This window comes from Vibrio sp. JZG10, assembly GCF_054064075.1.
This window is the reverse complement of the sequence record NZ_JBSUGE010000013.1, coordinates 1-14,993: the sequence shown is the minus strand read 5'-3', so window position 1 is coordinate 14,993 and position 14,993 is coordinate 1. Positions and strand designations below refer to the sequence as shown.

Genomic DNA, 14,993 nt, shown 5'->3' with positions numbered 1-14,993 from the left:
AGAGTGACGTAAGTGCAATGTCATGTTCTTAACGAACGAGACGGGCTAATGAGCTCTTTTTTATAACAAAGAAAACAAAGGCCGCTATGATAGCGGCCTTTGTACAAATTACAATCAAACTTTGCGGGTTGCGATTACTTCGCAATACGCTTGTATTTGATGCGGTGTGGTTCTGCGGCTTCAGGGCCCAACGTTTTCTTCAACCAGTCCATGTACTCGGTGTAGTTACCTTCGTAGAAGTTAACTTGGCCTTCGTCACGGTAGTCAATGATGTGGGTCGCGATACGGTCAAGGAACCAACGGTCGTGCGAGATAACCATTGCACAACCAGGGAACTCTAGTAGTGCTTCTTCTAGGGCACGCAGTGTTTCAACGTCAAGGTCGTTGGTCGGTTCGTCGAGTAGTAACACGTTACCGCCCGCTTTAAGCAGTTTCGCAAGGTGGACACGGTTACGCTCACCACCTGATAGCTCACCAATGATTTTTTGTTGGTCGCTGCCTTTAAAGTTAAAGCGTGAACAGTACGCGCGAGCAGGGATTTCGAAGTTGTTGATCTTAATGATATCTGCGCCTTCAGAAATCTCTTGGAATACGGTTTTAGAATCGTCCATGCTGTCACGGAACTGATCGACCGATGCAAGTTTCACAGTGTCGCCCATTTCAATTGTGCCTGAATCTGGTTGTTCAGTACCACTTAACATCTTGAATAGGGTAGATTTACCTGCGCCGTTCGCACCGATGATACCAACAATCGCACCTTTAGGGATGCTGAATGATAGGTCATCAATTAGAACACGGCCGTCAAATGACTTCGTTAGGTTCTTCACTTCAATAACTTTATCACCTAGACGCTCACCTGGCGGGATAAACAGTTCATTGGTTTCGTTACGTTTTTGGTGATCAGAGCTTTGCAGTTCTTCAAAGCGTGCCATACGTGCTTTTGATTTCGCTTGACGACCTTTAGGGTTTTTACGTACCCACTCAAGTTCTTTCTCGATGGTTTTTTGACGAGCGCTTTCTTGAGACGCTTCTTGTTGTAGACGAGCGTCTTTTTGCTCCAACCATGAGGTGTAGTTACCTTCCCATGGGATACCTTCACCACGGTCAAGCTCTAAGATCCAACCCGCGGCGTTATCTAGGAAGTAACGGTCGTGGGTGATAGCGACTACAGTACCTGTGTAATCCACTAAGAAGCGCTCTAGCCAAGCGACAGATTCTGCATCTAGGTGGTTGGTAGGCTCATCAAGCAGCAGCATGTCTGGCTTAGAAAGTAGCAGGCGACAAATAGCGACACGGCGGCGTTCACCACCTGATAGGTGCGCAATTTTTTGGTCCCATTCAGGTAAACGAAGTGCGTTTGCAGCTCGCTCAAGTGCGTTTTCTAGGTTGTGACCATCTTTCGCTTGAATCAGAGCTTCAAGTTCGCCTTGCTCTTTTGCAAGTGCGTCGAAGTCTGCATCTGGTTCTGCGTAAGCCGCATAGACCGCATCCAAACGTTTCAGTGCGTCAGCAACGTCAGCAACCGCTTCTTCAACAACTTCACGAACGGTTTTTGATTCGTCTAATACTGGCTCCTGAGGTAGGTAGCCTACGTTTAGACCAGGTTGTGGACGCGCTTCACCGTCGATATCCGTGTCGATACCTGCCATGATACGTAGCAGTGTGGATTTACCTGCACCGTTCAGACCTAAAACACCGATTTTCGCACCAGGGAAGAAGCTCAGAGAGATGTCTTTAAGAATTTGACGCTTAGGTGGCACAATCTTGCTCACCCGCGACATGGTATATACGTATTCAGCCATTGCCGATCGTTCCTAAATTAACTGTCATTCAAACCCATCATTTTATACCAAGTGCTTTGTTTTTGTTACCGCATTGCAAGAATTTCCCTTTCGAATGGATTTCTTATTTTGAGCTGACCGGAAACTTACACGGTTAGGGTATACACTTTTGTTATTCTTTATAAATGACGAAGTGCTTTCTGCACAAGTTAGGAACTCCTTGTCTCCATCGTCTTAAAAGTTTCACGAGTACAATTTTTAATACACTAAGTTGCTTTACATGGACATCTGCATTCTGTGTAAATAGATGCATGTGTGAAAATTGCCTTAACATCACATGAACGCTAACAAAACGAGGCTTTGGGGCAGTATATGTCTGGGGAAAATGACACAAATGAGATTCAACGTATCTGAATTGGCTAAAAACGTATGCTGTGCAGCCGCGCTGTGTGCGATGAGTTTGAGTGCTAATGCCGCGCTGAGCTTGGAAAAGCAGCGTGAAGTTTATGAGCAAGCTCAAGATTTATTAGATAAAAATGACATCGACGGATACCTTTCGATCCGTCCTAAAATTTCTGACTATCCACTGACGCCTTATGTGGACTACCGAACATTTATTAGACAGTTACCGGAAAAATCGCCACAGCAGGTGAACGAATTTATTTCGGAGTACGAGTCGTTTCCTTTTTCTCGTCGTGTTCGCGCTCCATACCTCAACCATCTTTATAAGCAAAAAGATTGGAAAACCATTACTGAGTTTCAAAAAGTCATTCCAAGTGGCGAGCGTTACCAATGTATTTTCTACGTGGCTCAGTTAGAGCAAGGTAAGAAAGTCGCCGCGTTTAAAGGGGCTGAGCATATGTGGTTGCGTGGCAGAAGTATTGCCGATGAGTGCGATCCATTATTCGCAGCATGGGACAAGGCAGGTGAACGTACTGATGAATTGATCCTCCAGCGTATGCTACTGGCGTTTGATGCTCGTAATGGCAGTTTGATGAGTTACTTACTTAAACTGCCTAAATCCTCGCAGGCAAGGCAACAAGCGAAAGAAATGAAGGCGTTGTTTGATAACCCTTCAAGCGTTGCGGAGTTCGCGAAGAAAAAACCGGCTAATGATTTTAATCGAGCGCAAAGCGAATATGCGTTGGAAAAGCTAGCTCGCATGAATACCAGTCAAGCGCAGAGTGCGTATGATACCGTCATTAAAGGGCAGAAGTTTTCTCCAGAAAAGGCGCAAGCCCTGGCTGACTATATCGCATTTCGATTGACCCGTACTGAGTCTGAGTCACTATCTAAGTGGCGCGATGATAAAACGAAAACCAGCCAGTACTTACCGCTCATTGAAACTCGCATTCGCTTAGCGATTCAGAACGCGGATTGGAAGGGCGTACAAGAGTGGATTGCCGTTCTCAATAAAGAAGAGCAAGCGTCGCTTCGCTGGCAATACTGGCTTGGACGAAGTGAAATTGCGTTAGGTGATGACATCGCAGGGAAACAGCGTTTAGCGACTTTGGTCGGGCAGCGAAACTTTTATAGTGTGGCAGCCGCTAATGCGATTGGACAATCAATCAAATACCCTACGCATACGGTTAAGTTTGATAAGCGAGTGGTTCAACCCTATCAAGACTCGTTAGTTCGTATTGAAGAGTTGATCGCGACGGACAAAATTGCAGCAGCGAAAAGTGAATGGGCACATTTATTGCGCCGCGTAGGGAAAGATGAAAAGGCGATGTTGGCGGCTTATGCGTCTTCTAAGCGTTGGCATAACCTAACGGTGACCGCGAGTATTCAAGCGCAGATGTGGGATAATATCGAACTGAGGTTCCCGATTGCGCATCGCTGGTGGTTTAACTTTTATGCAAAAAAACACAACATAGATCCCGTGACGATGATGTCCCTAGCTCGACAGGAAAGTGCGTTGGATGTCGAAGCCCGTTCTCCAGTTGGTGCTCGTGGTCTTATGCAGATCATGCCCGCAACAGCAAAGTACACAGCACGTAAATATAAGTTGAGTTATCAAGGTACGCAGGACCTCTACAATGTGGGCAAAAATATCGAAATTGGTAGCCATTATTTGCAAGGCTTATTAGAGGATTACGATAATAATCGTATTTTTGCTCTTGCTGCTTATAATGCAGGTCCTAACAGAGTAAAAACGTGGCGAGAGCGTACCCAAGGAAAAGTGGATGCTTATGCCTTTATTGAGGCAATTCCATTTAGAGAGACACGCGGTTATGTACAAAACATCCTGATGTTTGAAACATATTACCGTGATCTTTTGGGTATCGATGGCGCGTTCTTGAATCAACATGAGATCAATACCAAGTATTGAGTGAGGTAACTTGATGTCGCACGAACCCGAGTACAAAGACTGGCAACAGATTATTGAGCTAATTCGAACTAGCATGGACAGTGAGCAAGATGACATGCTGTTAACCATGCTGATGTCACGTGATGAGAGAGAATCATTAATATCACGCGTTAATATTATTAACGAGCTTCTTAAAGGAGAATTATCTCAACGTCAGATCAGCCAGATGCTTGGCGTGGGTATTGCCACTATTACTCGTGGTTCTAACGAGTTAAAGTCTAAATCTGATGAAGAGAAAGACAAACTCAAGGTTTTGTTAGAGCAAGTTGCGGTATCTAAGTAGCCAGTGATTCCAATTCGCCTTTAGGTATCGGTATCACAAGTGGTTAAGATAACGTGTTAAAAAGGGCGGAAATATCCGCCCTTTTTCGTACCTAGCGAATGGGGGAGCGTTATAAATTTGAAGGGAAGTGCTCAGGGTTTGTGAATGGAATCAGAGCCAGAATCAAGGCTTGATGGTAAACCGAACTTCGAGTCAGCTGGTTTTGGGTGAGCAGGCTGATGGCACCACCTTTCTGTTTGATGTTCTCGGTACCAAACACCTCATCCATGACATCTCCCAGCTCATTCGCATGCTTGAGTTTGTCCAATACTTTAGGCGGCAGCATTAAGCTCGCAGAGCGAGATTCACCACGGTGAGTATTCGACTCAATCACCATCCACGCAAACGTCACGTTTGTTTCAATTCCCGCTTCAAGTCCGACATAGTAATCCGCGTTTGGCATCTCTACTTTTGCGTTTTTAACGCGGTTTAGTGCACCGCGATGAGTTTCTTCATCAGTCATAGGTTGATCTGCGACTTCACTAGGTACACTGACGCCGACGAAGTTGAACTCTTGGTGCGGAAATGCACTGTTAAATGCACTTTGAACGGCATTAATTTTAGCTGGGTTTAGCGATGCGATTACGACTTTTTGGGTTGCCATGATCTTTTTACTCACTGGTGTCTATTAACTCAATTTTACTTGGGTAGGCTTTACGTTCTCACTAGGGTAACAGCCTAATACTTTCAAGTGTTTAGTTATTTTTGTTAGCTCTTCTAGTGCCTGTTGCATTTCTGTCGAAGCAAGATGAGATTCCAAGTCTACGTAGAACATCTCTTCCCATGGGTTCCCCATAATTGGACGTGATTCTAGCTTGGTCATATTGATGCCGTAACGTTGCAGCACTAATAGTGTTTCAACCAATGAGCCAGCCTCTTGGGAGGTCGACATGATCAAGGTAGTTTTTGCTGGAATCTGAGTTGAAACCTCAACTGGTTTGCGAGCAACCACGATAAAACGAGTATGGTTCTCAGTTTGGTTTGCAATGTTGCCTTGAATTGCTTGCAAGCCGTATAGCTTACCGCTTGATGCATTACCAATTGCAGCAACATCATCACGATCCATCTCTTGAACTTTCTGCATTGCATCTGCCGTGCTGGCGCAAGACTCCAGTTTTACACCTTTCATACGGCTTAAAAACTCACTGCACTGTTGGTGTGGCTGAGGATGTGAATACAGCGTTTTAATGTTTTCCAGACGAATGTCTTTTTTCGCAACCAAGCAGTGCTCGATTGGTTGAGTTAGCTCTCCAACGATGTACAGCGTCGTGTGTTGTAGTAGGTCGTACACTTCATTAATAGAGCCTGAACTGGTGTTTTCGATAGGCAGAACACCATAATCAGCATGGCCCGATTCTACTGTTTGAGTCACTTCTTTGAAGTGTTCGCAGTTGAGCTCGATAAGTTCTGTATTTTTACGGCTGAAGTATTCGCGGCTTGCCAAGTGCGAGTAAGAGCCTTTGGCTCCTAAGAAAGCGACGCGAGCAAGTGGCTTACGACTTTGTTGCGGGTTAACGAGGTTTTGCAGGTAACTTTGCTGAAGAAGCACAGAGTCTTCAATGATGGTATGGAATAGTTTAGTGATGTACTGCGCGTCGAGTTCGTATTTATCTCGGCCATTAGAAATCAGCTTAACTAATAGTTGTTGTTCTCGAACGGCATCACGAACGGGTTTTGAGGTTTGTACTTTGCTTTTGGCTACTTCAATGCTGAGTTTACGGCGCTCAGACAATAAGCTGAGAAGTTGGTCATCCAGCTCATTCAAGCGCAAACGAATTTCTTCGAGGGAAATAGGTTGGTCAGTCATCAATTCTTTCCTTATAAAAAAGCCTCCCGATTTGGGAGGCTTTCTGTTTGTTTTTGACTTTTCTTTCACAAACGAGTTCGCCTCTCCGACTATGGGAGGAAAAAGAAGTCAAAAATAAACAGTGAGGTTAAATGCATAAATAGTGCTTAATTTATGAGTGTTTAAACACAATAAGCAAGGCAGGGGAGAGCGTCAAGCAAAAAAATAGCGCCTTTCGGCGCTATTTCCTCAATCTGGTCAGTTTACTCTTCTTCTTCCACTAGCTCAGGCTTATTTGCACGTCGAGCTTCAGGTTTGTGGGTCAGCTTGTTCAATTGTCGTTCTAGTTTTTGCTCCACTTCGTTGATAGCTGCGTAAAGATCTTCGTGAGTTGCTGAGGCAATGAGCTGGCCTTTAGGAACTTTAATAACCGCTTCGAATTTCTTCTGTTTGTTTGGTTCCTCACTGAAAGTTGCTTGGCAACCAATTAGGTCTACTTGCCATTTCTCCAGTTTTTTAAACTTGCTCTCAATATGAGCTCGGATTGCAGAGGTGATTTCGATGTTTTTGCCAGTGATATTCATTGTCATAAGTGTTTTTCCTCTGTTGCATCCCTCATGGGTTGAGTTCAGATTACCGCTTTAAGCATAAAAAAATGTGACTCAGATCATTATTTTGTTCGGGTTTTTTATGATGAAAAATGAATGTGATCTCACTCAAGATCTGCTGAGATTTATCGTGAAATTGCTTGTTATCGGTTAGTAAATCCGTAGATTGGATAGAGTACTCAGCTGAAAACGTCTTCGTTTTTAGGGAAGTTTTACGGCCTAATATTAGAGGTGGTTAAAATTTAACTATACGTAAAGTGTGATGACAGTCACTGAGTCTCTCAGACGAATTTATTTACAAAGCCGCTTATTGTACAAGCGGCTTTTTTGTGTCTGGCGTTTGACTGACTTTTCGTAGCGGTATCATGAAGAAGGGATCCTTTGGAGCCAGTGATACCCGCTCTAGACTTTTGACCTGGTCCAAACTTTCTAGCTGTTTGTATATAACGTAATAGCGATTAATGCTTGTGACGTACCCAACCGTTGAGCTTAAACTTTTCCGCATAACGACTTCCACGTTATTGAACCAAATATTAGGATCGTAGCCTTGCTGGGCTGCACGTTTACGAATTCGTTCTACATTCCCGGGGCCAGCATTGTAAGCCGCTAAGGTAAAGTAGAGTTTATTTTCCGCCGTAATAGCAGGATCACTGAAGTACTGTTTACGCAAAAATGCTAAATACTTCACGCCAGCATGAATATTGTTTTCTAGCTGCCGAACGTTTTTGATATTGATATTAGGGTCTCGAGCCGTGCTGGGTAGAACTTGCATTATGCCGACTGCACCTCGACTTCCAACGAGGTCGTTATTAAAGCCGGACTCTTTATAAGCGACGGCTGCGATCAGTAGATAGTCGATATCGTACTTCTCACCATAGCGTGAAAACAACGTAGCAAGCTTTTCTAGTTGAGCAATTTTGTTGGGGTTAAGGGCTTTGTTTAGCCAACCTGTGTTATCGATGTATTTTCCGTAAATGACGTTACCGAGCAGTGTCCCAGAACGAGATTTCTGAATAAACTTGTTCACGACGGCTTTCAAACTTGGGCTGTTTTCCCGCATTGCCCAAGCGATTTTACCATTTTCACGAATAGGGATTTCTGGGTGAGCTCGAATATCATCCATCACCTTCAGCCAAAGTTTGGCTTTATGACTATCGAGAACAATGGCTTTGACGTAGCCGTTATTGAGCATCCCAACCAGTTCGTAGTCTTGCAGTGTTTCTTCAATAAAATGTACGACAACGGGTGGCAAGCCTTTTTTATTTAGCTTCTTATTTAGTGCTTGAATACTCTCAAAGTAGCTAGAACTGGCACGTACCCAAACCTCTTTGCCGCTCAGTTGCTCAATGTTAGTCATGGCTGGTGTGCTTTTGTTCGTGACTATCCACTCGTCAATACCAGTAAGAATGGGTGAACTAAAATCGACTTTCTGTTTACGTGTGTTGGTAATGGTCAGATTGGCGACGACTAGATCACCGGAGCCATTTTCTAAGGCTGGCAGAAGTTGGTCACGGGCTAGAGGAATAATTTGTACGTTAAGTTTCGGTTTGAGCTTACGAAGGTCTTTTTCGAAATGCGCCAGGAGTTCTGCACCTATTCCTTTTGGTGTACCGCCCTCAATGTAATAGAAGCCTAGATCAGCAGAAACGAGGACACGTAAAACATTCTTCTCTTTAATAACATCGAGATCCCCAGTGTAAGGAGGTTGCTTGAGTGGTGATATTTGCAGTGCGCAAACGGAAGCAGACAATAAGAGCAGCATAACTGCGCATAGCTTAGGTATCGTCACGTTCACATCCTTTTATAAAGGGGAGGGGAACTTTAAGCATATGTAGAGCCCCGTAGATCATCAAGCAAGGGCAGAACACGCTATTGCGGGTAATAAAAAACCGCCACGGTAAAAACGGTGGCGGTTTAGTTTGAAGCGGCTCAGTTACTTCACAGGGTTGAGCTCGATAAGCTTTTCAGTTCTTGCTACGGCGTCTTCCAAACCGAGTTGCTTGTAGGCCTCTAGCTGGATAGTCAGTGACTTACGTGCCGCTTCTGTGTCTGGGAATGCTTTTTGTAGCTCTTGACTGCGATTAATTGCAGCTACCCAGGCTTCACGGCGGAGGTAGAAGTCAGCCGTCGCTAAGTCATAGTTCGCTAGGCGGTTTTTCAGCGCAACCATGCGTTTTTGTGAATCTTCTGCGTATGGACTGTTCGGGTAGCGTTGAAGCAGCTTTTTGAAGTCATCAAACGCTTTTTTTACTGGCTCAGGATCGCGATCGCTTCGATCTACGCTGAACAGATCATGCATAAAGTTACGATCTTGCGCCATATGGCTTAGGCCGCGCATGTAAAGTACCCAGTCCATTTTTTCATGGGTCGGGTTTAAACGCATAAAGCGAGAAATGGTTGCCAAGCCCAAAGCAAGGTCGTCGTTTTTGTAGTACGCATAGATTAGGTCAAGCTGCACCTGTTCTGAGTAGGCACCGAATGGGTAACGTGAGTCTAATGCTTCCAGTTTCTCAATTGCAGAAAGCCAATTACCACTTTGAAGAGAAATCTGTGCGTCTGCATACAGTTCCGAAGGCGGCACATCAGGAACGATTTCTTCTTTGCTTGCACATCCAAACAGAAGGGATACCGCTAAAAGGCCTGTTAAAGTCTGACGTTTCATATCAGGAGTCTGTTCCTTGAATCTAAATATTTCTTAAGCTGCCGTTACTTTCTTTCCAGTAACAGATACAATGACGTAATAGTCTATTTTTTCACAGTCGTGAGCATTAGTCTCACAGTTTTTAAAAAAGTTCGATATGGCTCAGCAGATTGTATTAACAAATACCGTAAAAGATAGCCAGTTAGGTCAACGTTTAGACCAAGCTATCGCCGAATTATTCGCGGACTTCTCTCGCTCGCGCCTGAAAGAGTGGCTGCTTGATGGGAAAGTTCAAGTTAATGGTGAAGTTGTCACCAAACCTCGCACCAAAGTAATGGGTGGCGAGGAAATTACATTGCAAGCCGAGTTAGAAGATGAAGAACGCTGGGAAGCGCAAGATATCCCGCTAGATATCGTTTTTGAAGATGACGATATTATCGTTATCAATAAGCCTCGTGACTTTGTGGTTCACCCAGGTGCCGGTACGCCAGATGGTACGGTGCTTAATGCGTTGTTGCATCATTACCCTGATATCGCAGAAGTGCCTCGTGCTGGCATTGTGCACCGTCTGGATAAAGACACAACGGGTCTGATGGTGGTGGCGAAAACCGTTCCTGCACAAACTCGTCTGGTTCGCGCACTGCAAAAACGTAATATTACTCGAGAGTACGAAGCGATCGCTATTGGTCGTATGACAGCGGGCGGTAAAGTGGACCAACCTATTGGTCGTCATTCTACCAAGCGCACGCTTATGGCGGTAGCACCAATGGGTAAACCAGCGGTAACGCACTACCGTGTCGCTGAACGTTTCCGCGAACACACACGTATCCGTCTGCGTCTTGAAACGGGTCGTACGCACCAGATCCGTGTGCACATGTCTTACCTTCAGCATCCGCTGCTCGGTGATATTGCATATGGTGGACGTGCTCGCATCCCGACAGGTGCTTCTGAAGAGCTAACGGCAATGATCCGTGGCTTTGACCGCCAAGCATTGCACGCCGTAATGCTACGCTTTGAACATCCAATTACGGGAGAAGTACTTGAGTTCCATGCCCCTGTGCCTGATGACATGGTGGCGATGACTGAAGCGCTTCGTCAAGATACGGAAGAGCACGGTTTACCGGAAGAGTTCTAAGATGAAGACAATCATTCCGAATTGGCGTGCGCCTAAAAATGTCAAAGCTTTTGCCTCAACACGCATAGGCGGTTTTTCGAAAGGCCCTTATCAAGGGCTAAATTTAGGTACTCACGTTGGGGATGATTTGTCTTTAGTAGAGAAGAACCGAGCTTGGTTGGCGCAGCAGGCGAACATGCCAAATGCGCCAATCTGGTTAAACCAAACACATTCGACCGTTGTGGCTCAAGCAAATGAACCAACAACACAAGTGCTTGATGCGGACGGTGTATTTACTTCGTCAAGCCATGTTATTTGTTCAGCGATGACCGCCGATTGTCTACCTGTATTATTGACGAATACACAAGGCACGCAGGTAGCCGCCGTTCATGCAGGTTGGCGCGGCTTAGCAAATGGTATTGTCGAAAATGCATTAGCGTTATTTTCAGGTGAAGTGATAGCGTGGCTTGGCCCTGCCATTGGCCCTCAAGCTTTTGAAGTTGGTGAGGATGTTCTGCAAGCTTTTGTTGATTTTGACTCACAGGCGCATCAAGCTTTTATGCCACGAGAGGCTAAAGGTAAATGGTTGGCTGATATGTCAAAGCTGGCAACGCAACGTCTAAATCGAGCTGGTGTGACACAAGTGTTTGACTCTGGACTTTGTACTTACCAAGATAAAGCCTCTTTTTATTCGTATCGCCGTGATGGTAAAACTGGTCGGCAAGCCACCTTTATTTGGATTGAAGATTAGTTATAAGCACTAAAGTGCCAAGATGCATAGTGCTATTTTTGCAAAGCTATCTTTATTCATTCACTCCCTTGAAATTCCTCCTCTGAGTATCCATCTTTCTAACTGTCAAAAGAATTTCCTTTAGTTGAGGTTAGGAAGGTAGATATGCGTCTTGATCGATTCACAAGTAAGTTTCAAATCGCTATCTCTGATGCTCAATCACTAGCGTTAGGGCGCGATCATCAATATATCGAGCCAGTTCACCTAATGGTGGCTTTGCTTGACCAAAATGGCAGTCCAATTCGTCCATTGCTTACTATGCTGGATGTGGACGTAACGCATTTACGCTCTAAATTGAGTGAAATGCTAGATCGATTACCAAAAGTCAGTGGCATCGGTGGAGATGTACAGCTCTCTAGTTCGATGGGCACGTTGTTTAACCTGTGTGACAAAGTGGCGCAAAAGCGTCAAGACTCCTATATCTCGTCTGAAATCTTCCTGCTTGCTGCTTTAGAAGATCGCGGACCATTGGGGCAATTACTCAAAGAGATCGGTTTAACAGAGCAAAAAGTTAGCCAAGCAATCGAAAAGATCAGAGGTGGTCAAAAGGTTAATGATCCGAATGCAGAAGAGCTTCGCCAAGCATTGGAAAAGTTCACCATTGACCTGACCGAGCGAGCAGAACAGGGCAAACTGGATCCGGTTATTGGCCGTGATGATGAAATTCGCCGTACCATCCAAGTATTGCAGCGCCGTACTAAAAACAACCCTGTGATCATCGGTGAACCTGGCGTAGGTAAGACCGCAATTGTTGAAGGCTTAGCGCAGCGCATAGTTAACAATGAAGTGCCAGAAGGTTTGCGTGGTCGCCGCGTGCTGTCATTAGATATGGGCGCACTGGTTGCTGGTGCTAAGTACCGTGGTGAATTTGAAGAGCGCTTGAAGTCGGTATTGAATGAACTCGCAAAAGAAGAAGGTAATGTCATTCTGTTTATCGACGAGCTCCACACTATGGTTGGTGCGGGTAAAGGTGAAGGCTCAATGGATGCGGGGAACATGCTCAAACCTGCATTAGCCCGTGGTGAACTGCACTGTGTTGGCGCAACAACACTGGATGAATATCGTCAGTACATCGAAAAAGATGCGGCGTTAGAACGTCGTTTCCAAAAAGTGCTGGTGGATGAGCCGACCGTTGAGGATACCGTGGCGATTTTACGTGGCTTGAAGGAGCGTTATGAGCTTCATCATCACGTTGAAATTACTGACCCAGCGATTGTTGCAGCGGCGAGTTTGTCACATCGTTATGTTTCTGACCGTCAGCTGCCAGATAAAGCGATCGACTTAATCGACGAAGCGGCTTCAAGTATTCGTTTACAAATTGACTCTAAGCCAGAGTCATTAGATAAGCTTGAACGTAAAATCATCCAACTTAAGATTGAGCAACAGGCGCTTAGTAACGAGCACGACGAAGCGAGTGAAAAGCGTTTGAAAGCGCTTAATGAAGAACTCAATGAAAAAGAACGTGAGTACGCTGAACTAGAAGAGGTTTGGAATACAGAAAAAGCCGCACTTTCTGGCACTCAACATATTAAGTCTGAGCTTGAACAAGCTCGTATGGACATGGAGTTTGCTCGCCGAGCTGGTGATCTAAACCGCATGTCGGAACTTCAATATGGTCGTATTCCTGAACTTGAGAAGCAGTTAGATCTTGCAACCCAAGCGGAAATGCAGGAAATGACACTATTGCGTAATAAAGTAACCGACAACGAGATTGCAGAAGTACTTTCTAAGCAAACTGGCATCCCAGTATCCAAGATGCTAGAAGCGGAAAAAGAGAAACTACTTCGTATGGAAGACGTACTGCATAATCGTGTGGTAGGGCAAAGCGAAGCGGTCTCTGTTGTATCGAATGCCATTCGTCGTAGTCGAGCTGGGCTTTCTGATCCAAACCGACCAATTGGCTCCTTCTTATTCTTAGGTCCAACTGGTGTAGGTAAAACAGAGCTTTGTAAGACACTTGCGAGCTTTATGTTCGACAGCGAAGATGCGATGGTCCGTATCGACATGTCTGAGTTCATGGAGAAACACTCAGTGGCAAGATTGGTTGGTGCGCCTCCAGGCTATGTCGGATATGAAGAGGGGGGTTACTTAACGGAAGCGGTTCGTCGCAAGCCGTATTCGGTAATTTTGTTAGATGAAGTAGAGAAAGCGCATCCGGATGTATTTAACATTCTGCTGCAAGTTCTCGATGATGGGCGTTTAACGGATGGTCAAGGTCGTACTGTTGACTTCCGTAATACGGTTGTGATCATGACATCGAACTTGGGTTCATCTCGTATCCAAGAGAATTTCGCAACATTAGACTATCAAGGTATCAAGAGTGAAGTAATGGATGTGGTTAGCAAACACTTCCGTCCTGAGTTCTTGAACCGTGTTGACGAAATCGTGGTGTTCCATCCACTTGGTCAAGAGCACATCAAGTCCATCGCTTCTATTCAATTAGAACGTTTGGCGAAACGACTAGAAGAAAAAGGATATCAACTAGAGGTTTCTGACAAAGCACTCGATTTGATCGCTCAAGTTGGTTTCGACCCTGTATATGGTGCGCGTCCTTTAAAACGCGCAATTCAACAGAATGTCGAGAACCCATTAGCCAAATCGATTCTTTCTGGTGAAATTGTTCCAGACAAGAAAGTGCAGCTAATCGTTACTAATGACCAAATTCGTGCCCATCAGTAATTGCACGGATACAATAAGAAATGAGATGAAAATCACATTCAAGGGGCCATTTGGCCCCTTTTCTATAATATTTTAGAGCCTCTTGCCTGTTTTCTGTACGAATGAACTAAAAAGGTGAGTTTTTTTTAAAAATGCACTTGTGTTCCTTAATGAACGCCCTATAATGCGCCTCCGTTGTCAAGGGAAAGCAAGTTAAGCGACGTCTAGACAACAAGGCCAGTGAGTTAAGAATTAACTCGCAGATAAATAACTTAAAAAAGTGTTTGACACGATAAGTTATCTAGCTAAAATGGCCGTCCACTTTGAAGAGAAGTTCAAAGTGTGCTCTTTAAAAATATAGACCTATCAATCTGTGTGGGCACTCGTTGATGATAATCCAATTAGAAGCTTCGGCTTCAAATTAGGTTTCAATGAAACGAAGTGACCATTGAATCTTCGGATTCAGCACAGTCAATTCAAACATTACTTTATGTAATGTTCAGTATTCATTGAGCCGAACAAAATCTTAAATTGAAGAGTTTGATCATGGCTCAGATTGAACGCTGGCGGCAGGCCTAACACATGCAAGTCGAGCGGAAACGAGTTATCTGAACCTTCGGGGAACGATAACGGCGTCGAGCGGCGGACGGGTGAGTAATGCCTAGGAAATTGCCCTGATGTGGGGGATAACCATTGGAAACGATGGCTAATACCGCATGATGCCTACGGGCCAAAGAGGGGGACCTTCGGGCCTCTCGCGTCAGGATATGCCTAGGTGGGATTAGCTAGTTGGTGAGGTAAGGGCTCACCAAGGCGACGATCCCTAGCTGGTCTGAGAGGATGATCAGCCACACTGGAACTGAGACACGGTCCAGACTCCTACGGGAGGCAGCAGTGGGGAATATTGCACAATGGGCGCAAG

The 14,993-nt window shown here is 45.0% G+C and carries 11 protein-coding genes, 1 rRNA gene and 1 other annotated feature; of the genes, 6 read left to right on the top strand and 6 right to left on the bottom strand.

What is annotated here, in order from left to right; translation table 11 throughout:
* Positions 1 to 134 precede the first annotated feature (134 nt).
* The gene (gene ettA, locus ACWYVB_RS14915; RefSeq protein ID WP_005381894.1) at positions 135 to 1,802 is read right to left on the bottom strand and encodes an energy-dependent translational throttle protein EttA; all 1,668 of its coding nucleotides are present in this window, start codon (positions 1,800 to 1,802) and stop codon (positions 135 to 137) included.
* Positions 1,803 to 2,175: 373 nt separating this feature from the next.
* On the opposite strand from ettA, the gene sltY reads away from it, so the two are divergent.
* Both sltY and trpR read left to right on the top strand, forming a co-directional pair.
* A complete protein-coding gene (gene sltY / locus ACWYVB_RS14910; RefSeq protein ID WP_457529351.1) occupies positions 2,176 to 4,113 on the top strand; it encodes a murein transglycosylase in 1,938 nt (645 codons plus the stop codon).
* 13 nt (positions 4,114 to 4,126) lie between these two features.
* Positions 4,127 to 4,435 (top strand): trp operon repressor, encoded by a 309-nt coding sequence (gene trpR / locus ACWYVB_RS14905; RefSeq protein WP_012842123.1) that lies wholly within the window; start codon positions 4,127 to 4,129, stop codon positions 4,433 to 4,435.
* A gap of 109 nt (positions 4,436 to 4,544) precedes the next feature.
* Here trpR and yjjX read toward each other — a convergent pair whose 3' ends face one another.
* The 5 genes from yjjX to bamD form a co-directional block, all read right to left on the bottom strand.
* Positions 4,545 to 5,078: an inosine/xanthosine triphosphatase gene (yjjX, locus tag ACWYVB_RS14900; RefSeq protein WP_053808615.1), complete on the bottom strand. Its 534-nt coding sequence runs from the start codon at positions 5,076 to 5,078 to the stop codon at positions 4,545 to 4,547.
* A 24-nt stretch (positions 5,079 to 5,102) separates the two neighbouring features.
* The gene (gene pheA, locus ACWYVB_RS14895; protein WP_005397485.1) at positions 5,103 to 6,281 is read right to left on the bottom strand and encodes a prephenate dehydratase; all 1,179 of its coding nucleotides are present in this window, start codon (positions 6,279 to 6,281) and stop codon (positions 5,103 to 5,105) included.
* A 12-nt stretch (positions 6,282 to 6,293) separates the two neighbouring features.
* Positions 6,294 to 6,415: a sequence feature (Phe leader region), on the bottom strand.
* A 108-nt stretch (positions 6,416 to 6,523) separates the two neighbouring features.
* A complete protein-coding gene (gene hpf / locus ACWYVB_RS14890) occupies positions 6,524 to 6,850 on the bottom strand; it encodes a ribosome hibernation-promoting factor, HPF/YfiA family (protein ID WP_005397484.1) in 327 nt (108 codons plus the stop codon).
* 325 nt (positions 6,851 to 7,175) lie between these two features.
* Positions 7,176 to 8,630: an MltF family protein gene (locus ACWYVB_RS14885; RefSeq protein ID WP_176319053.1), complete on the bottom strand. Its 1,455-nt coding sequence runs from the start codon at positions 8,628 to 8,630 to the stop codon at positions 7,176 to 7,178.
* A gap of 171 nt (positions 8,631 to 8,801) precedes the next feature.
* Positions 8,802 to 9,530: an outer membrane protein assembly factor BamD gene (bamD, locus tag ACWYVB_RS14880; RefSeq protein ID WP_006743118.1), complete on the bottom strand. Its 729-nt coding sequence runs from the start codon at positions 9,528 to 9,530 to the stop codon at positions 8,802 to 8,804.
* A gap of 136 nt (positions 9,531 to 9,666) precedes the next feature.
* Here bamD and rluD point away from each other — a divergent pair, with 136 nt between their 5' ends.
* From rluD to ACWYVB_RS14860, 4 genes are all read left to right on the top strand, one after another.
* Entirely contained in the window at positions 9,667 to 10,644 is a 978-nt protein-coding gene (gene rluD / locus ACWYVB_RS14875) for a 23S rRNA pseudouridine(1911/1915/1917) synthase RluD (RefSeq protein WP_005385913.1), read from the top strand.
* Position 10,645: 1 nt separating this feature from the next.
* Positions 10,646 to 11,374 (top strand): peptidoglycan editing factor PgeF, encoded by a 729-nt coding sequence (pgeF, locus tag ACWYVB_RS14870; RefSeq protein WP_301639802.1) that lies wholly within the window; start codon positions 10,646 to 10,648, stop codon positions 11,372 to 11,374.
* Positions 11,375 to 11,518: 144 nt separating this feature from the next.
* On the top strand, positions 11,519 to 14,092 hold the full coding sequence (gene clpB, locus ACWYVB_RS14865; RefSeq protein ID WP_005397478.1) for an ATP-dependent chaperone ClpB: 2,574 nt from the start codon (positions 11,519 to 11,521) through the stop codon (positions 14,090 to 14,092).
* A gap of 507 nt (positions 14,093 to 14,599) precedes the next feature.
* Positions 14,600 to 14,993 (top strand): 16S ribosomal RNA (locus ACWYVB_RS14860); the annotation flags it as partial.